We start from the raw sequence: 18639 nt of genomic DNA, 5'->3' as shown, positions 1-18639 counted from the left end.
CTCCGCCCGCTCGAGCAGCGGCGGGGCCGGAACCTTCCCAGCCGCACAACACGGAGTTTCCATGGAATCACTGACAGAGCTCGTCGCAACGGTGGGTGGCTACGTCTGGTACGTGGTCTTCGCCATCCTCATCGGCGTGGGCTTGTACCTGACCATCCGCACCAAGGCCATCCAGTTCCGCGGCATCCCCGAGATGTTCCGCGTGCTGACCGATCCCGCGGGTGAGGAGGACGGGCGCAAGGGCATCTCCTCGTTCCGCGCGTTCACGGTCTCCGCCGCTGCGCGCGTGGGCACGGGCAACATCGCCGGCGTGGCCATCGCGATCACTCTGGGCGGGCCCGGCGCCGTGTTCTGGATGTGGGTCATCGCGGCCATCGGTGCCGCGAGCGCCTTCGTGGAGTCCCTGCTGGGCCAGCTCTACAAGGTCAAGACCGCGGACGGCTACGTGGGCGGTCCCGCGTACTACATGGAGCGCGGGCTCAACAAGCGGTGGATGGGCCTGCTGTTCGCGGTCATCATCACCGTCACCTACGGCTTCGTGTTCAACTCCGTGCAGTCCAACTCGATCGTGGACGCCGTGAGCGGCTCCTTCGGCGTGGACATCACCAACGGGCAGGGCCTCTGGCTGCGCGTGGTGCTCGGTCTCGCCCTCGTGGTGCTCACCGCGGCCGTGATCTTCGGCGGCATCCGCTCCATCTCCTCTGTGACGCAGGTGCTGGTGCCCGTCATGGCCGTGCTGTACCTGATCCTGGGCCTGCTGGTTCTGGTCCTGAACATCACCGAGGTCCCCGCAATGTTCGCCATGATCATCCAGGGTGCCTTCGGCATGCGGGAGTTCATCACGGGCGGTCTGATCGGCGTGATCATCCAGGGCATGAAGCGCGGCCTGTTCTCCAACGAGGCCGGCATGGGCTCCGCTCCGAACGCCGGTGCCACCGCGTCCATCTCCCACCCTGCCAAGCAGGGCTTCGTGCAGTCCCTGGGCGTCTTCTTCGACACCATGCTGGTCTGCTCGATCACCGCGTTCATCGTGCTGCTCTCCAACCCGTCGTTCGGGGATGAGCGTCAGGGTGCTGGCCTGACCCAGAGCGCCCTCGGAATGCAGCTGGGCGACTGGGCCGTGCACTTCCTGACCGTGGCGATCTTCCTGTTCGCGTGGTCCTCGGTGATCGGCAACTACTACTACGGCGAGTCCAACGTCCGCTTCATGACCAAGTCCCGCACGGCCATGGGCGTCTACCGCTTCGCGGTGCTCGTGTGCGTGTTCATGGGTGCGATCCTCGCCCTGGACCTCGTGTGGTCCCTGGCGGACCTGTTCATGGCGTTCATGGCCACCCTGAACCTGATCGCTTTGGTGATGCTCGCCGGCGTGGCCGCCAAGGTGCTGCAGAACTACATGGAGCAGCGCAAGGCCGGCGTGGAGCCCGTCTTCAAGGCCGGTGACATCCCCGGCCTGCACGGGCTGTCTGCGTGGGACGGCACAGACACCGTGACGCTGCCGATCTTCTGGGAGCAGCGCGGCCGCGACAAGGACGGGGCGCGCCGCTGATCCCGCGGGCGCGCGGCGTCGTCCTCGTCCCGAGCTCTTGACGACGATGCCGCCCGCGCCCTTCCACGAAACAGCCCCCGGCAGGTGCCGGGGGCTGTTTCACGTTCGGGGGTGCTCCCTCGCGGGCACCGTGGGCGCGCCGGGGATCAGGAGGAGGACGAGTCCTCCTCCGCGTTCTGGTCGCGCTTGATGAGGGCGTCGATGGCGCCCGTGAGGGTGTCGTTGTCCGCGGGGGAGCCCTCGGTGGCGTCACGCAGCTGGTTCTCGTTGTACTCGGAGAACTCCTGGCTGTCGTCGCCGCGCTTGGTGAGCAGCGCACGGATGCGGATGCGACGCCCGGCCTCCGCGCTGATCTTGTCCCGGTTGCGGAACCACCACACGAACATCACGACCACCAGCACCAGGCCCACGTAGCCGATCACCGGGTACACCACGCTCATGAGCGTGCCGAAGCCCACCAGGCTGATCGCATACCCCACGAGGCATGTGATCAGGAAGATGGGGACGTAGCGGCCACGGTGGTTGACCGTCATGCGGCGGCCCAGCGCGTAGAACATGCTGATGCAGGTGTTGTAGATCATCACGAAGGTCACGAACACCATGACCATGGCGGCCACGGGGTGCATGGTCTCGAACAGCTGCAGCATGGGCACGTCTGCGTCCCCCACCGAGGGGTAGTTCACCAGCAGCGCGAACGCGTTCATGGCCAGCAGCACGGTGTAGACCACGCCGCCGATGATGCCGCCGCGTCCGGCGTCGCGCGGGTCCAGGGTGTTGCCGCCGATCACCAGGGACATGGACACGCCCAGCATCAGCGCCATGGAGGTGTAGTTGATCGCGGAGAGCCACCACGGGGAGACCGGCGAGTCCGCCTGGACGGCGAGCTCGTGCGCGGCACCCAGGTCCACGGGCAGCTGGAACAGGGTGTAGACGAACGCCACGATCACTGCCACGAAGATCACGGGCGTCACCGCGGAGATGATGTTCGTGACCTTGTTGACGTCCAGCAGGCCGGTGACCATCACAATGGCCACCATGATGGCCGAGCCGATCCACGCCGGCAGCCCGAACTGCTGCTCCAGCGTGGAGCCCGCGCCCGCGAGCATCACGATGCCCATGGCGAACAGCGTGAGCGACACTGCGTAGTCCAGGAAGTGGGAGATCCACGGGGAGGACACGGAGCTGAAGACCTGACGGTGCTCGTCCGCCATGAAGTAGCTGCCGATGTTGATGATCACGGCACCGGCGGTGATCATCAGCACCCCGGCCACGATCGCCCCGGCGAGACCCCACGCACCGAACGAGATGAAGTACTGGATGACCTCTTGACCGGTCGCGAAACCGGCACCGACCATCAGGCCCACGAAGGCCAGTGAGACTTGCATGGTTTTCTTGACGGACACAGGTGGGACTCCTCGCAGGTGTGGTGGGGTGGCGAAGGCGCGGCCCGGTCGGGGCGCACCCCGCCGAGCACTCATCCGCCAAGCATAGAGACATGACCGGGCGCGTGCGTGCGCCGCCCCCGGCACCGGGTGCCGCAGCCCCTCCGGCGACCGGCCGCGGTGGCATACTCGTGAGGGACGTTTTCCGCGGAAGGAGCAGCTCATGACGCAGCAGTGGCAGTCGGACCTCGATGCCTGGGCGGGCGGATGGGCCGCCATCCGCGAGGACGAGACCGCACAGGGCGTTCGGGCGTGGAACGGTTCCCTCCCGCAGGACACGGTGGCCGGCGTGGAGCTGGTCCTGGTGTGTGAGCCCTCGGACGCGGGTACGGTCCGGGATGCCGTCGTGGCGGCGGGCAGCGACGTCCTCTCCGCCGACGTGCTGCTCTGCGGCGCGGTGCAGGACCTCGACCGCGGCCTGGGCTTCCCCGGGGACGCCGGACTCTTCGATGCACCAAAGGGCGACTGGTCGCGCTTCGAGGTGGACGAGTGGGGTCAGCCCGTGGCTCACTCGGCCATGTCCGTGCAGGAGGGCGTCGCGTTCGTGGGCGCGCTGCACGCGGACTCGTCGCAGGACCGCGATCCTGCCGAGGTGCTGGACCCGCTCGTCTCCGCCATGGCCAACGAGGCCTTCCTCGCGGACGCCGAGCGCCTGTACACGGTCGTGCCGGAGAGTGAGCTCCCCGCCCGCGAGGCGCAGGGCTGGCAGCGGGTGGCCGCGGTGGTGCGCTGCCTGAGGCGCTGACCGGCAGGGGCACGTTCCAGCTGAGGTGCGCACCAGCCGAGGCCCGTGCCGCGCAGCAGAGGGTGCGGCGTCGTCGTCGTGGCACTGCGCTGCCCGGACATGAATCCGAGGTGTAGAGGTACCCGGTTCCGTGCAGGAAATCCGGGTGTCCCTACACCTCAGAGGGCCGCCGTCCCGGTTACGCGAGAACCTGGCGCTTCGCGGAGACCACTCCCGTGTTGAAGCCCGCGAGGTGCAGGCCGCCGTGGAAGCGTGCGTGCTCGATCTTCACGCAGCGGTCCATGACCACGTTCAGTCCGGCGTCCTCCGCGATCCTCGCGGCTTCCTCGTTCCAGGAGCCGAGCTGCAGCCACAGCGTCTTCGCGCCCGCATCGACCGCTTCCTGCGCCACCCCGGGCAGGTCAGCGTCCTTGCGGAACACGTCCACGAGGTCCGGGGGCTCCGGCAGGTGCGCGAGGGACGGGTAGACCTTCTCGCCGAGCACCTCGTCCAGCACCGGGTTCACGAAGTACACGCGGTACGGGCTCGAGGAGCGCAGGTAGGTGGCCACGAAGTAGCTCGCGCGCGAGGGCTTGTTGGACATCCCCACGATCGCCACGGAGCGGGTGCTCCTCAGGATGCCCAGCCGTTCGGGGGCGCTGGGGCCCACCCAGGTGCGTTCGGTGCTCATGCCCGTCCTCCTTCGTGCGCGCCTGTGGCGCTGGTGTCCTGCTCAAGGATCTGCCGTGCGGCGTCCTCGAGGATGGCCTCGGGGCCGACGACGCCGCCCTCCCGGTTCCTGCCACTGGCCGCGGTGAGCGCCTGGTCCAGGTCCCAGATGATGTCCGCCGCGTCCTCCAGCCCCACGGAGATGCGGATGAGGTCCCCCTTCACACCGCCGGCCGCGAGCTGCTCGGAGCTCAGCTGCTGGTGCGTGGTGGAGGCGGGGTGCAGCACGAGGGTGCGGGCATCTCCGATGTTGGCCAGATGGGAGGCGAGCTGCAGGGCGCCGATGAACCGGGCGCCCACCTCGCGCCCGCTCAGCTCGTCCGTTCCGGCGACCCCGAACGCGAAGACCGAGCCCACACCGTGCGGGAGATACTTCTGCGCGCGGTCGTGGTGAGGGTGGTCCTCCAGCCCGGCGTAGTTGACGTAGGAGATGCGGGGGTCGCTGTGCAGCCACTGCACCACCTCGCGCGCGTTGCCCACGTGGGCGTCCATGCGCTGGGGAAGAGTCTCCACACCCTGAAGCAGGTTCCACGCTGCCTGCGGGGTCAGGGCGGGCCCGATGTCCCGCAGCTGCTCCGAACGCAGCTTGGTCAGGAACCCGTACTCACCGAAGTTCCCCCACCACGTCACGTTGTTGTAGGAGGGGACCGGTTCGGTCATGGCCGGGAAGTTCCCGTTGCCCCAGTCGAAGCGGCCGGATTCGACCACCACGCCACCCAGGGTATTGCCGTGCCCGCCCAGGAACTTGGTGATCGAGTGGATCACGATGTCCGCGCCGTGCTCGAACGGGCGGCACAGGTACGGGGTGTTCAGGGTGGCATCGACGACCAGCGGCACACCGGCCTCGTGGGCGACCTCCGCAAGACCCTCCAGGTCCGCGATCTCCCCGGACGGGTTGGCCACGAGCTCCGTGTAGACAGCCTTGGTGTTCCCGGTCAGCGCCGCGCGGTAGTCCGCCGGGTCCGTACCGGGCACGAAGGTGGTCTCCACCCCGAAGCGGCGCAGGGTCACGTCCAGCTGGGTGACCGTGCCTCCGTAGAGCTGGGACGAGGCCACCACGTGGTCGCCCTGCCCGCACAGCGCGGCGAACGTGATGAACTCGGCGGCCATGCCCGAAGCGGTGGCCACCGCACCGATCCCGCCCTCCAGGGACGCGATCCTCTCCTCCAGGGCCGCCACCGTGGGGTTGCCGATCCGGGAGTAGATGTTGCCGTACTTCTGCAGCGCGAACAGGTTGGCGGCGTCGTCTGCGTCCTTGAACACGAACGAGCTGGTCTGATAGATCGGCACGGAGCGCGCGCCGTGCTCGGCGTCCGGGGTGCCGCCCGCGTGCAGGGCCCGGGTGCGGAAACCGAACTGGTGCTCGGCCATGGATCCTCCTGAACGGCCTGCGCAGTGGGTCCCGCGGTGAAACTGTTGCAGCGAGTGCGAACGCTCCATCGGTCCTGGCGGTAGCACCGTGCAGCGGGCCGGGCGCTGCGGGTTGCTGCGGCGTCGTCGATCCAGGTCCCTCGGCCGCTCGGGATGGTCCGTCCATTGTGGGGTGCGTCCTGGGCGGCTCACAAACCGGTGTGACGCCGCGCGGCTTCAACGGTCGCCCGGCGCGCCCAGGGGAACCCGGACGCGGGCGCCGGGGCTTCCTGGCCCGACGCCGCGCGGTTACTTCTTCTCCGCGCCCGCGCCCTCCGAACCCTCATCCTCCGGACCCTGCGGCGCGGGGTAGCGGTCCGGGAACTTGCGGTGCAGGTTTTCGCGCGTGACGGAGGTGAGGTTCTGCAGCGGCAGCCCGGCGGGGCACACCTCGGTGCAGTCGCCCAGCAGGGAGCACGGGCCGAACTCCTGGTCGGCGGCGTCGAGCACCTTGGCGGCGCGTTCGTCGCGCTCCTCGGGGGTCTTGGCCAGCGGCGGCAGGTGCTTGAGCATGGTGCCCACGAACAGCTGGCCGGAGCCGTTGGGGCACGCGGCGATGCACGCGCCGCAGCTGATGCAGCCCGCGGTGTTCAGGGCCTTCATGGCCAGCGGGAACTTGGCCTCCTTGGACACCCGCCGCAGAGACTTCTTGTCCACCGACAGGTCCTTCTTGACCGGCAGGGCTCCGGCGCGCATGGGCTCGACGAAGATCTCGTCCCCGTCCCGGTACGCGTTCAGGGACTGCATGCACGAGGCCCTGTTGCGGTCCGGGCCGTGCGGGACACCGTCCACGGTCACGCCGCACTTGCCGCAGATGCCCTCGCGACAGCCGTCGTCGAAGCTCACCGGCTCCTCACCCTGGCGCTCAAGCGTCTCGTTGACGGCATCGAGCAGTTCGAGCACGCTCATGTCCTCGCGGGCCTGCACGGGGTGGACGGTCTCGAAGCCACCGGGTTCGTCCTCGCCCGCCTGGCGCCACACGTGAACGGTCAACAGCATCAGCGCACCACCTTGGTCAGTACGGCCACGGGAATGCTCACGTTCCCCAGGGCGACGACGCCGCCCACGGCCTTAGCGATCGTGTCCACCTGTCGTACGCGTCGCGCGGTTCCGGTCACCCCGGTGTCCATCGCGGCGGTCCGCAGCCCGTGGATCATGTGTCCGGCGAGCGCGGCCATGGAAGCCGTGTAGAACACCGCCACGGACGGCCGGGACAGGCTCGCCACCAAGTTGCCGTACGCGTCACCGTGGGTGTGATCCACGGACGCGGCCGGACGGGCGCCCGCCGTCAGGTCCAGCACGTGGTACACCGCGAACAGTCCGAGCACCGCACCCGTGGAGCGCATCGAGCGGGCGATGATCCGGGGGACGGAGCGGCGTCGACCCCGGGGGCGCTGACGTGGCGCGTGGCGATCGGAGCGGCTGGCCAGGAAGGCGCCGTTGAACGCCGCTTTCCGGTACCGTTGCGTCCCACCCGGGGGAGGCGCGAGGGGGAAGCCACCCCGCACCTTCTGCGCGGCGGCGCCCACCCGCCACGTGATGGGCCGGAGCGCATCCGCCACCGCGCGGCCCTCGGCGCTCATGGCCCGCAGCGTGAGCTCGGTTCCGGCCAACACATGGGTCGCCGCACTTCCGATCAACCCGATACGCACGACCCACAGCACGGAGTTGCGGGGCAGCACCGGCGCGCCCACCGTGCGAATGAACTCGGCGTACTCGTTGTAGTGGTCCCGGCCTAGGTAGACCTGCATGTTCCCGGCCATGTGCCCCACAGTGAACACGCTCAACACGGTGCCAGAGGCGGCCATGGCGAGCTTGAGGTCGGAGCTGTGGGTGTCCCCGAACATGCGCTGCCAGGCATCGCCGGCCACGGCAGCAATCCCGGCAGTGACGGACGCGTCCGCGGGGGCGGTGGCCGTGCGGGTAGTGCCGGTGACGGGTCGCTCGGTCGAGGGCTGCGCGGCGGAATTCATCACTGAGCCATCTTAGAAGTTCCTTCGGGGCATAACAGTTCGCGGGGTCACACGCGGTCATGCCCGCAGATCAGGAAGAAGCCTGGGTGGTGGTCATCCGCAGTTGGTGGCGTGGGTTCCCCGGTCGGCTCCTTCGTGCGGATGTTCACCTCCCGATAAGTGACTCACGTGTGCCGTGCGGGCGCGTCCGCGTCGGCCGGGACCGCCACAGATGGATCAGCAGCGCGGCACCCCAGACCAGGAACAGTGGATCCCACAACCATGCGTGACCGATCATGGCTAGTCGCTCGTATCCGGTGGCCGGCGGATGAGCCCGATGAGCACGGCATTGCTGATCACCGTGTTGGTCCCGCCGTAGACCACCAGGACCACGGCACCCACCCAACTTATGGCCCGCCAGAACCGCCGCCAGGGCACCCTGCCATAGGCTTCCGCCACTGGGATGACGGCTGCCATGAGCTTGAAAAGTGAAACCATGCCCAGCCCCAGCCCGACGGCCAGGGGTGCCTCGTAGGACAGCCGTACCGTCCACTCCCCCACGGTGTCCAGCAACCAGTGCCCGCCCAAAGCCCAGTAGAGGCTGAATCCGGCATGCACGACCCCGGCCGCACACGCCAACCAGACCCAGCCGCGACCGCCGTGGGATCGGGGCAACAAGCTCATGTGGTCAAGCTAAGCACGCCCTGCCAAGACCTCCGCGATCGCGTTTAGCGCTTCCTCGTTCTGCAGCGAGGAACGGTCGCCCAGCTGCTCGCCCTCGTAGAGCTGGGTCAGCAGGCGGCGCGTGATCTTCCCCGAACGGGTCTTGGGCAGATCCGGAACCACGATGACCTCGCGCGGTTTGGCGATCGGGCCGATCTCCCGGGCCACGTGCGCGCGCTGCTCCTCGCGGACCTCGTCCGCGGACAGCGATTGCGCATCCGCCGTGAGCACCACGCACGCCAAAATAGCGTGGCCCGTTACCGCGTCGCGGATCGGGGTGGCCCCGGCCTCCACTACGTGGGGGTGGGTCACCAGGGCGGATTCGATCTCGATCGTCGACAACCGGTGCCCGCTCACGTTGATCACGTCGTCCACCCGCCCCAGGATGTAGAGGTCGCCCTCGTCATCGGTGCGTGCGCCGTCGCCGGCCCGGAACCAACCGCGCTCGCCGTAGGCCGCCCAGTAGGAAGACAGGTAGCGCTGCGGATCGCCCCATACCGTGCGGGCCATGGACGGGCCGATCTTGTCGATCACGGCGTAACCCTGCAGGTTGGGGCCCACTTCCTCACCGGCCTCGTCCAGTACCCGCACAGATACGCCGGGGACCGCACGCGTAGCGCAACCGGGCTTGTGAGAGGTGTGCGCTGCAGCCTCGTCGAACGTGCCGGGACGGGCGAACTGCGGATCGTGCGGACGCGGGGAGGCCACGCACGAACCCGTCTCGGACTGCCACCACGTGTCCACGAACGGCACCTCGTCCCGGCCCACCTGCGCGCGCAACCAGCGCCACGCCTCGGGATTGATGGACTCGCCCACCGAGCCCAGCAAGCGGATCGAGGACAGGTTGTAGACCTGCGGCAGGCCCTTGGGGAACGCGCCCATGAGCGAACGGATGAGCGTGGGCGCGGTGTAGTAATTGGTCACGCCGTAACGTTCGATGATCTCGAAATGCCGCCCGTGATCCGGGGTGTTGGGGGTGCCCTCGTAAATCACCTGGGACACGCCGTTGACCAGCGGGCCGTAGATCTCGTACGTGTGCGCGGTGACCCACGCGAGGTCCGCGGTGCACCAGTGCACGGTGGAGTCCACCTTGGCGGGGTCGTTCACCGTGGCCAACTCGTCCGGGCGCAGCACACCGTGGGCGTCCGGGGCATCCGGGAGCAGGTCGAACAACAAGGCGTGCGTGTACGCGGTCTGCACCAGGTACCCGCCCATCGTGTGCACCAGGCCCTTGGGCTTGCCCGTGGTGCCGGACGTGTAAATGATGAACAACGGCGTTTCCGCGTCGAAGAACTCGGGCTCGTGGACGTCCGGCACGTCCGCCGTGAGTTCGTGCCACCACACGTCACGGCCGGGGGTCCACGGCACGCCGTCCTGGTCCTTGGACCGTTGTCCGCGTGTGCCGCGCGGCAGGTCCGAGCGTCCCGGGCGGGAGGTGCGGCGCACCACCACCACGTGCTCGATGTCGTTCTTGCCGCCGCACGCCTGGTCCGCGTTCGCCTTCACGGGGACGACGACGCCGCGCCGGTTCTGCCCGTCCGTGGTCACCAAAACCTTGGCACCGGTGTCCTCCACGCGGAACTTCAACGCCTCCGCGGAGAACCCGCCGAACACCAGCGAATGGATTGCGCCGATGCGCGCGCACGCGAGCGTGATGATCACGGTCTCCGGAATCACCGGGAGGTAGATGACCACGCGATCACCCTTGACCACGCCCAGTTTCAGCAGGGCGTTGGCGGCCCGGGAGACCTCGCGCTGCAGGTCCGCGTACGTGTATTGCGCGCGGTCGCCCGGCTCGCCCTCGAAATACAGCGCCACGTGGTTGCCGCGGCCCGCCGCAACGTGCCGGTCCACGCAGTTGTAGGACACGTTGAGCGTGCCGCCCTCGAACCACGCGATGTCCGGGACGCTGTACACCGGGCCGCCGGATTCGTCCGCGCCGATCCGCCGCGGCTTGTCGAAGCGGTGGGTGGTGTGCCACGGCTGTGCCCAGTCCAGGCGGTTGGCCTGGTCGTCCCAGAACTGTTCTCGAGCGGCGTCGGAGATCAACGCGGGATTGGGCGTGGGGGAACAAGGGTCTGAGAAAGAAGAAATCTCGATCAACTCCATCGTTCCTGGCATTAGCACCTCGCACCACGTGGGTGCTGGTTGCTGCGACGTCGACGAGCCAGGTCTCTCGGCCGCTCCGGATGGGAACCGTTCCATTGAACGCGGCGGGTGGGCGCGGCGGCAAATCCACACCCCTTAGCCATTCGGCATCACGTCCATCGGCCGACCGGATATCCGGTCGGCCGATGGATCGTGGGCTTCCACACAGCAGGATACGAAGTAGCTGATCCGAGAACCAACTCAACCGATGCAAGACCCACTCGCTGAAAGGAAGATCAATGTCTACCGTAACCTCCACCTCCGCACCTGTCACCACCTCCAAGGCCCGCAGCGCCGCTCCGGCCATGTTCGGTGGTGCCGCCGTAGCCATGCTCGTGGCGCTGTTCTCCGCCACCTACACCCTGGGGATTTCCTCCGGCCTGGCCACGAACCTCTACTTCGCGCTCAACGCGCTCTCCTGGGCAGCTCTGGCTGCCAGCGTGGTCGCGTCGTTCGGTTTGGGCACCGCGCTCGCGGGCACCATCTACGGCCTGGCCAAGAAATGGGCCCTCAAGCAGTTCGTCCAGTGGTGATTCAACCGCTCACTGCACCCTGATTGTCTCCGAGGAGGACCAGATGAACGGGTCAACCACCCACAGCCGTGGACCGGCCGCAGTTGCAGCGGTCCTCCTCGGAGCCAAGGGCAGCTACGTCAATGACTTCCGACGCCGCGTGCACCGCACCCGTGGTGTCCTGAGCAGTCTGGGCCTGCCCGTGAGTTCCGGAGCGGTACGCGCGTTCATGATCCTGGGCACGGCATTGGCCGTGGCCGTGATGCTCGTGGGCATCGTGTGGAGGCCGCCCAGGGCCGGACTGCGGAGCATGGGCATCCCGTTGGACGCCCCGGACCTGGTGACCCTCGTGAGCGCTCTCGCAACCGCGGGCCTGATCCTCGCCCGGCGTCGGCACTCCGCCACCCATGCCACATGGGCCGGTGTCAGCCCCGACGTGGAGATCGGCTTGCGGTGTGGGCCCTTAGGCGTGGACCTGGGCTTGGCTCTGATGCTCGCGGTGCAGAACTTACGCTGGCACGAGCCCCACAATCTGCTGGCGGCTACCGCACTCATGGGCACCGTGGTGCTCGCGGTTCTACCTACCCGCTCCCTTCTGCTAAACGCTGCCGGCGCCGGGAGCCTCGTGCTCGCCGTGGTGCCGTGCGCCATGGTCATCGTGCCGCTACTCGGTCCAGCCCTCGGAGCCGGCCACGCCCTCCCGTCTGGTCGAGGGGCGGGTGGGTGGATCGGCATCGCTCTCCTGGGCCTCGCGGCGGGGCCGCTGTCCGCAGGGCTCTACCACCTCGTGGCTCCCGCTCATGCGCTGCGCACCTCGGGGCTTGTGCTTGACCTGGCCGTGAAAACCGGTCCCCTGCCGATCATCGCCGCAGCGGTCACCCGGATCGCAGAGGCCACCCCCTGGGCAGAGGCTGCCCCGTACGTGGGACTGGCCGTGTTCTTCCTTGGCCTGCTGACTCTGCGCAACTCGTTCGTCCGTGTCACGTCTCCGGAAGGCCTGGGCTATGCCCTGTTCTTGATGCGCCTGGCCCCTGGGCGGGTGTGGGCGCTGCAAGGACGGGCGCTGGCGATGTCTGTGTGCCTGTCTTGTCCTGCCACGGTCGCCCTCGCGCTATGGCTGGTCCTCGGTGGCTGGTGGCACCTGGCCCTGCTGCTGCTCGCCCTGCTGGCCATGGAGATCGGGATCGAGACCCTCGTGGTGCAACGCAGCACTGCGGTCCTGCCCGCATCCGCCATGGCGCAACTGCCGCAACGATCCAAGGCCGGCTTGGCCGCAGCCCTGTGCGGCGGGGTGGCCCTGACGTTCGCGGGCGTCTTCACGGCCACCGGGGCACACGATGTCGGCGCCGGTCCCGCTACATGGGCCGCCGCGGGCTTCGTGGCCACCGCCGTGGCACTGCTGGCGCTGGCCGTCCACGACGCCCCCGAGTGGATCCGCGAGCTCTCGGCCACCGAAACGGAGGAATCATGAACACCATTGATCACCTGAACCACGCCTACGGCACTCACGTGGTGTTTCAGGACGCTCGGATCGAGTTGCCCGACGTGGGAACCGTGGCCCTGAGGGGGCCCAACGGATGCGGCAAGACCACCCTGCTCAAGTTGCTAGGCGGTGTGATCCGTGCGCAGTCACCGGCGGTGACCACCTGGCGGAACAGTCACCACGCCACGTATCTGGACACTGAGTACCTGACACTGGAACACCTGACGGTGAACGAAACCTTGAACGTTCTCGCGCCGCTCATGGCCCCGGATGGGGACGGCGGGCACCCGCTGGTGGACGGCTCGATGGCCGGGACCCGGGTCGGAGACCTCTCCCTCGGGCAGCGGCAACGACTCGTGCTGACGATCGCCCTGGGACTCAAAGGCCCTCAAGTCCTCCTCCTGGACGAGCCTCTCAACGGCTTGGACGCCCGGGCGTGTGCCTTGGCCCGGAGGCTGATCAGTGCAAACGGCCGGGACCGGCTGGTCCTGCTGGCCACCCACGAGGAGGACCGATGGACGGACTATGACCTGGTGGTGGAGTCGGTCAACGTAAGCCACTTGTGCCGGGCGGAGGTCACCGCATGAACACCATGGTCAGTCATGCCGCCATCCCCGAGCCCCGGTGGAAGTCGCCGCGCGTCCCCGGATTCCCCACCCTGCCCACGGATCTCGGCCTGATACTGCTCAGCGCCGGGGTGGGGGCATGCCTCGCGCAACTGTTCCGCTGGGACCGGCTGGACGAGGTAGCCAGTGTCACAGCCGAGGACATCTTGCTGCACAACCTGATGGTCGCGGCCCTGGCCACGGTCATCACCATGCACGCGGCCCGGGGCATGATGCTGCTCAACGGTCTGTGGCTGGGCATGGGCCTGGCCGCCAGCTCCCACCTGGCCGGGGCGGGACAGACTCTGGGCTTGGCCGCCGTCCACGTTCCCCTGGAGATCGTGGCCTGGGCCATGACCATCGAGTTGGCTCGCCGCTTCTGGCCCGCCCTCGCGGCCACGGTACATCGCAGTCCGGAAGGTGCCACGTTGCGGAGGGGGCTGCTCATTCGCATAGCCATCACCGTTCTCGTCTACGCCTTAGCGGCCCTTGCCGAATGGGCCGCCCACTCCCTGATTGGAGTCTGACATCATGACCAACACCATCGCGCCCTCAACAGTTCGCGTGCTCCCGCAAGACCGCAGCTCCCGCGTCATCACGGTGATCATCCTTCTGTTGGCCTACAGCGCCACCGTCCAATACGTGGTGGGGCCCGCCCTGGAGTCATTGGTGGCGCAGAATGCCCAGAACAATCAGTTCAACGACACGGCAACGCTGCTCACCGTGATGCGGGTTGGTGTGGTGTTCTGGGTCTTTCTGGTCTCGTTCCTGCAGGCACTGTCCCTCCGGCTGATCTACAAGGGCATCGTGCGGGGACCCGCGCCGTCCCTCGGCACCAGTTGGTGTTGGGCCCTGGCAGGTCAACTGCCGTTCATCCTCACCGGCCTGTCCCTCATGTTGCTCGCGGACGGGCGTGGCATTGGAGCCCTGGGTCACATGGGCTTACGAATCGTGTTCGGGGCTGCCGCTGCCGCGATTTACTGCGCCTTGGCCCGGTACGCCTTCCGGCCCAGCGGTGCCCGTCTGACCATCTATTTCTTCGTGGTCACCGTGGTCAATTCAGTGCTCCTGGTGGCTGTGGCCGCCTCTTGACCGGTTTGTCCCTGCAATCCCGAAATCCCCAACAACTCAAAAGAACGGAAATCATCATGATCAAGAAGACCCTTGCCCTTGCGTTCGCGACCGTCACCCTCACCACGCTGGGCGTGAGCCCAGCTCAGGCAGTGACCTCGGGCCGCATGGCACCCTCGCCCACCGTCCTGAACCCCGTGGGTACCCCAAGCCTGTGCCGTCTGGTGCCCATGATCTGCCGGTGAACCTCACCCGAGCACCCCGTTGTGGAAACCCCACTTGACCATCCCCACGCGGTCGGTACAACTGAGTTTGGCGATGATCGAGGAAATCTGCGATTTCACGGTTGCCTCGGAGACACCCAACCGGCGGCCGATCTGACCGTTGGTCAGGGACTGCGCCACCATTCGGAGTACCTCGGTCTCCCGCTGCGTCAGCGGTGAGGATTCGTCCGAGAGCGGAGTTCGGCCCATCGGTTCCTTGACGAGCCGACGGGCCGTTTCCATGCTGAACACCGCGATGCCCTGGTGTGCTGCCCGAATTGCGGTCAGCAGCCTGTCCTCCCGGTCGTCCTTGCGCAGGAAACCCACAGCTCCGGCGCCCATCACGTCTGTCACGTACTCGGTGCGGTCCAGCGTGGTGAGCATGATGACCGGAAGGTCGGGGTACACCTCGTGGAGGGCTTTGGCGGCATCGACCCCGTTGGTTCCGGGCATGTTGATGTCCAGTAGGAGTACATCCACATCGGGCGCCTGCGGTGCGTCGTCGTCGGAGGCGTGCAACAACCGGTTCAACACCTCGGTGCCGTTGCCGACTGCCCAGGCTACGCAAAGCCCAGGATCCCGGTCGATGACCTGGGTGAGCAGCCGACGCACCAGGGCATCGTCGTCTGCCAGACCCACGCGAATGGGATGCGGGGCGGCGGGTGGAGTCGTGGTCATGTGATTGCCGTTCCGGGAGCGAGGGGAATACGAACGAAGACGATCCAAGTGTTATCCACCTGGGAGGTTCTGAGGATTCCCCTCATGGCTCCGAGACGTTCTCGCATCCCCGTGAGTCCGTACCCCGAGGTGGGGAACCGTGCGGGCGTGTCCGGATGGGGCTCGGGGTTGGACGATGTGATGGTCAGGCTCTGGTCGTTCGTCGTGATATCGAGCTGAACCACTGACCCGTGCAGTGCGTGCCGGATGATGTTGCCCGTGATCTCACGAAGACACCTACAGGCCAGCCGCTCTGTGTCCGGATTCGTCACAACCTGTGTCACCTGGTAATTGGCCACTGGGGTGAACTCACTGTCCATGAGCAACCCCACCACTTCCTGCCACGTGCGGCTGAGGCCGGTGCGTCCGGTTTCGGGGAGCGGGCCTAAGTCGTCCCGCAGCATGCCGACCAGCCAGCGAAGGTCCGTGAGTCCTTGCTGGGCCTCTTCCTGGATGCGGAGATTCCGCGCGTGGAACTCTGGAGGAAGTTCGCGGTCCATGGAGCGGCTCAACAGCACCACGTGGGAGAGCTGCGCCGCGAGCGTGTCATGGATGGTTCTGGCCAGTTCCACCCGTTCGTCCCGGCGGCGCTGCTGGAAGGCCAGCTTGTCCGCCGACCGACGAATGGCGTTCATGTACACCCAGGTCCCTGAACACACGGCGGTGATTAGCAGGAAGCCGAGGAACACGTAGGTCGACCACGGAACCTGGGGGTACGCTACCGCGCTGAGTACGAACACCAGGTGCGCGCTAGCCACAGTCATCCATGAGACGCGAAGGTGGCCAGAGGCGGACAGGTCCACGAGAGCGGGCATCAGGATCAGGAATCCGCTACTCGCCGTGAGGTCGCCGTCCAGGAGCAACAGCACCTCCAGGACGCAGGGAAGTATCCAGAACAGCGGGCGCTTCATGGCCAGCAGGCCCATGAGCACCACGGCCGCCTCGATGAGCATCCCCGGCAGGTTGGAGAAATTGCCCAGAATCACGAACACCAAGTTGAACGCCACCGCCACGCACACCAACTGGGGTCGCAGGGCGGCGGAAGCCGAGAGAAACCCGGCACCTTGTGGTTCCGGAGGGCGTGATCCCGTAGGGGAACGGGCCATCAGCCACGGGGCGGAATGTGTCACCATGGGTCTCCGATGTGTCTATCTGCTCGGCCGTCGTCGGTAGAGAGGACCCGGCCCGGAAAAGTTTACCTTCAGTGTGAGTTGGACCCCTTCAGAGGTCCGTGTTGTGAAGTTTGCCGGGAGTAGCTTTTTGACCCATGTGCGCCCCCGCTGCTTTGGCGCGGGCCGTAGCGGTCTGATCCGACACACCCAATGCACGTCCTCGCCCGTGAGGTTCACCGGAATGATCCCCATGCCCAGCCGGCCCAGCGTGCAGGGGCGGTGAGCAGCGCGCGGATCAGCTCCGGATCATTGATGTGGTGATCGCCCATGGGGCCCATGGTCCCACCGGAGCCTTGTTCCGAACAGACCGGCGCACCGGGTCATCGTATTTTTCCTGACCCGCGGCATGGGTAGGATGTGCGCAGATCGATCATGAGTTCCGACGTTCAGCCCTGGCTTGTCGGACGGCAACCCTCTCCCGTAGCGGGGTGCCCCAGGTGAGGATCGGGCCGCATGACACACCGCATGTGGCAAGTACGGCGCAGCACCAGCGCGCTGGACCCGCAGAGTAGGCCGCCCGTGGGTGGCGCACGGGGCGCGGGTCGCGAGCACCCGAAGGACACAGCATGAGCAAGCGGATTTCCGTGAACGCCTTTGACATGACGTGCGTGGGCCACCAGAGCTTCGGCCTGTGGCGTCACCCCCGGTCCCGGGCCACGGAGTACAACACCATCGAGTACTGGACCAACCTGGCCAAGACCCTGGAGAAGGGCAAATTCGACGCCCTGTTCCTCGCGGACGTGGTCGGTATTTACGACATCTACCGCAACTCCGCGGCACCGGCCGTGCGGGACGGCGCGCAGGTCCCGGTCAACGACCCGTTCATGCAGGTCTCGGCCATGGCCGCCGTGACGGAGCACCTGGGCTTCGGCGTCACGAGCGCAGTGACCTACGAGCAGCCCTACACCCTCGCCCGGAAGTTCGCCACGCTGGACCACCTCACGCGCGGGCGCGTGGGCTTCAACGTGGTCACCTCCTACCTGCCCTCCGCCGCTGAGAACCAGGGGCTGCCGCGCCAGATCGAGCACGACCAGCGCTACGAGATCGCGGAGGAGTTCCTGGACGTGTGCTACAAGCTCTGGGAGGGCTCGTGGGAGGACGACGCCGTGGTGAAGGACCGCGAATCCGGGGTCTACGCGGACCCCACCAAGGTGCACCCCATCCGGCACGCCGGCGAGCACTTCACGGTTCCCGGGGCCGGGCTGACCGAGCCGTCCCCGCAGCGCACGCCGCTGATCTTCCAGGCGGGTGCGTCCTCGCGCGGGCAGGCGTTCGCCGGGCGGCACGCGGAGGCGGTGTTCATCGGCGGCACCCGCCCGGACCTCACCCGGTACATGACGGACAAGATCCGCGAGCAGGCGCAGGCCCAGGGCCGGGACCCGGAGGACGTGAAGATCTACGCGATGCTCTCCGTGGTGGTCGCGGACACGGATGAGGAGGCCGCGGAGAAGTACCGTGACTACCTGCAGTACGTGGACCTGGAGGCGTCCCAGGCGATCATCGGCGGCTGGTCCGGCGTGGACCTCTCCCAGTTCCCGGAGGACGAGGCCCTGAACTACATCAAGACCGACTCCATCCAGTCCTTCCTCACCCCGTTCACCCTCCAGGCGAAGGACAAGCGGTGGACGCGCGAGGAGATCGCCAAGCACTGCGCCCTGGGCGGGATGGGCGCCGTGATCGTGGGCTCTCCGTCCACCGTGGCGGACGAGCTGGAGCGCTGGGTGGACGAGGGCGGCCTGGACGGCATCAACCTGGCCTACCACGTGAGCCCGGGCTCCTTCGAGGACTTCGTGGAGTACGTGGTCCCCGAACTGCAGGCCCGCGGCCGCTACCGCACCGAGTACGAGGGCTCCACCCTGCGCGAGTCCCTCTACGGCGCCGGCCAGGACCGCGTGAAGGACACGCACCCCGCCGCGGCCTACCGGGGCGCGTTCGCGGACGCGTGCTCCGTGGCCACGGCCAGTTCCCGCTGAGCGGCGGCCCGGGACGCAGGGAGGACGACGCCGCACGGCCGGGTTGCCGGGGCACCCCACTCGGGTGGGACAACGGCCCGTTTCCCGCCCGGGGTCCGCGCCGCCGGGGCCCTGTTCCGGACGGCACTAGTTCCGGACGGTGCCGCAGCGGGCGGCGCAGGGTGGC

General features: G+C 67.5%; 18 protein-coding genes and 2 riboswitches. Of the genes, 9 read left to right on the top strand and 9 right to left on the bottom strand.

What is annotated here, in order from left to right:
- The first annotated feature begins 61 nt into the window (after nt 1-61).
- Complete coding sequence (locus ABD264_RS09535; protein WP_303104733.1) at nt 62-1549, top strand: alanine/glycine:cation symporter family protein; 1488 nt, start codon at nt 62-64, stop codon at nt 1547-1549.
- Between the two features lie 146 nt (nt 1550-1695).
- On the opposite strand, the gene ABD264_RS09530 is transcribed toward ABD264_RS09535, so the two are convergent.
- Nucleotides 1696-2952 carry a YkvI family membrane protein gene (locus ABD264_RS09530; protein WP_344205743.1) on the bottom strand — a complete coding sequence of 419 codons (1257 nt, stop codon included), beginning with the start codon at nt 2950-2952 and terminating at the stop codon, nt 1696-1698.
- Between the two features lie 202 nt (nt 2953-3154).
- Here ABD264_RS09530 and ABD264_RS09525 point away from each other — a divergent pair, with 202 nt between their 5' ends.
- Nucleotides 3155-3736, top strand: a complete 582-nt coding sequence (locus ABD264_RS09525) for a hypothetical protein (RefSeq protein ID WP_344205741.1) — start codon at nt 3155-3157, stop codon at nt 3734-3736.
- A gap of 178 nt (nt 3737-3914) precedes the next feature.
- Here the strand turns inward: ABD264_RS09525 and ABD264_RS09520 are convergent, their stop codons facing one another.
- The 6 genes from ABD264_RS09520 to ABD264_RS09495 form a co-directional block, all read right to left on the bottom strand.
- Nucleotides 3915-4406, bottom strand: a complete 492-nt coding sequence (locus ABD264_RS09520; protein ID WP_144828374.1) for a CoA-binding protein — start codon at nt 4404-4406, stop codon at nt 3915-3917.
- Nucleotides 4403-5815, bottom strand: coding sequence for an O-acetylhomoserine aminocarboxypropyltransferase/cysteine synthase family protein (locus ABD264_RS09515; protein WP_145012086.1), 1413 nt, complete (start codon nt 5813-5815; stop codon nt 4403-4405). The genes ABD264_RS09520 and ABD264_RS09515 overlap by 4 nt, the downstream gene beginning before the upstream one ends.
- 288 nt (nt 5816-6103) lie before the next feature.
- Complete coding sequence (locus tag ABD264_RS09510; RefSeq protein ID WP_344205735.1) at nt 6104-6853, bottom strand: succinate dehydrogenase/fumarate reductase iron-sulfur subunit; 750 nt, start codon at nt 6851-6853, stop codon at nt 6104-6106.
- Nucleotides 6853-7827, bottom strand: coding sequence for a succinate dehydrogenase cytochrome b subunit (locus ABD264_RS09505; RefSeq protein WP_344205782.1), 975 nt, complete (start codon nt 7825-7827; stop codon nt 6853-6855). Before ABD264_RS09505 ends, ABD264_RS09510 begins: the two co-directional genes overlap by 1 nt.
- 279 nt (nt 7828-8106) lie before the next feature.
- Nucleotides 8107-8490: a DUF3995 domain-containing protein gene (locus ABD264_RS09500; RefSeq protein ID WP_344205733.1), complete on the bottom strand. Its 384-nt coding sequence runs from the start codon at nt 8488-8490 to the stop codon at nt 8107-8109.
- Nucleotides 8491-8499: 9 nt separating this feature from the next.
- Nucleotides 8500-10638: an AMP-binding protein gene (locus ABD264_RS09495; protein ID WP_344205731.1), complete on the bottom strand. Its 2139-nt coding sequence runs from the start codon at nt 10636-10638 to the stop codon at nt 8500-8502.
- A riboswitch (SAM riboswitch) is annotated at nt 10632-10725 on the bottom strand. Its footprint overlaps the gene before it by 7 nt.
- Before the next feature lie 191 nt (nt 10726-10916).
- On the opposite strand from ABD264_RS09495, the gene ABD264_RS09490 reads away from it, so the two are divergent.
- The 6 genes from ABD264_RS09490 to ABD264_RS09465 are packed head-to-tail and all read left to right on the top strand — an operon-like array spanning nt 10917 to nt 14593.
- Complete coding sequence (locus tag ABD264_RS09490; protein ID WP_303104723.1) at nt 10917-11210, top strand: hypothetical protein; 294 nt, start codon at nt 10917-10919, stop codon at nt 11208-11210.
- 43 nt (nt 11211-11253) lie between these two features.
- Nucleotides 11254-12660 (top strand): hypothetical protein, encoded by a 1407-nt coding sequence (locus ABD264_RS09485; protein ID WP_344205728.1) that lies wholly within the window; start codon nt 11254-11256, stop codon nt 12658-12660.
- Complete coding sequence (locus ABD264_RS09480) at nt 12657-13259, top strand: ATP-binding cassette domain-containing protein (RefSeq protein WP_303104719.1); 603 nt, start codon at nt 12657-12659, stop codon at nt 13257-13259. The genes ABD264_RS09485 and ABD264_RS09480 overlap by 4 nt, the downstream gene beginning before the upstream one ends.
- Nucleotides 13256-13804 (top strand): hypothetical protein, encoded by a 549-nt coding sequence (locus ABD264_RS09475; protein ID WP_303104717.1) that lies wholly within the window; start codon nt 13256-13258, stop codon nt 13802-13804. Before ABD264_RS09480 ends, ABD264_RS09475 begins: the two co-directional genes overlap by 4 nt.
- A 4-nt stretch (nt 13805-13808) precedes the next feature.
- Nucleotides 13809-14369 (top strand): hypothetical protein, encoded by a 561-nt coding sequence (locus tag ABD264_RS09470; protein ID WP_303104715.1) that lies wholly within the window; start codon nt 13809-13811, stop codon nt 14367-14369.
- A 56-nt stretch (nt 14370-14425) separates the two neighbouring features.
- Nucleotides 14426-14593 carry a hypothetical protein gene (locus ABD264_RS09465; RefSeq protein ID WP_303104713.1) on the top strand — a complete coding sequence of 56 codons (168 nt, stop codon included), beginning with the start codon at nt 14426-14428 and terminating at the stop codon, nt 14591-14593.
- A gap of 3 nt (nt 14594-14596) precedes the next feature.
- Here the strand turns inward: ABD264_RS09465 and ABD264_RS09460 are convergent, their stop codons facing one another.
- Together ABD264_RS09460 and ABD264_RS09455 are read right to left on the bottom strand one after the other, a co-directional pair.
- Nucleotides 14597-15289 (bottom strand): response regulator, encoded by a 693-nt coding sequence (locus ABD264_RS09460; protein ID WP_344205725.1) that lies wholly within the window; start codon nt 15287-15289, stop codon nt 14597-14599.
- The gene (locus ABD264_RS09455) at nt 15286-16341 is read right to left on the bottom strand and encodes a sensor histidine kinase (protein WP_344205723.1); all 1056 of its coding nucleotides are present in this window, start codon (nt 16339-16341) and stop codon (nt 15286-15288) included. The genes ABD264_RS09460 and ABD264_RS09455 overlap by 4 nt, the downstream gene beginning before the upstream one ends.
- 527 nt (nt 16342-16868) lie before the next feature.
- A riboswitch (SAM riboswitch) is annotated at nt 16869-16983 on the top strand.
- A gap of 83 nt (nt 16984-17066) precedes the next feature.
- Between ABD264_RS09455 and ABD264_RS09450 the strand changes: the two genes are divergently transcribed.
- A complete protein-coding gene (locus ABD264_RS09450) occupies nt 17067-18473 on the top strand; it encodes an LLM class flavin-dependent oxidoreductase (RefSeq protein WP_303104707.1) in 1407 nt (468 codons plus the stop codon).
- Nucleotides 18474-18639: the final 166 nt, after the last annotated feature.

Source organism: Kocuria salsicia (genome assembly GCF_039532055.1).
GTDB classification, from domain to species: domain Bacteria; phylum Actinomycetota; class Actinomycetes; order Actinomycetales; family Micrococcaceae; genus Kocuria; species Kocuria salsicia.
Note: the sequence above shows the minus strand (reverse complement) of the source record. Positions and strands in the feature narration are given on the sequence as shown.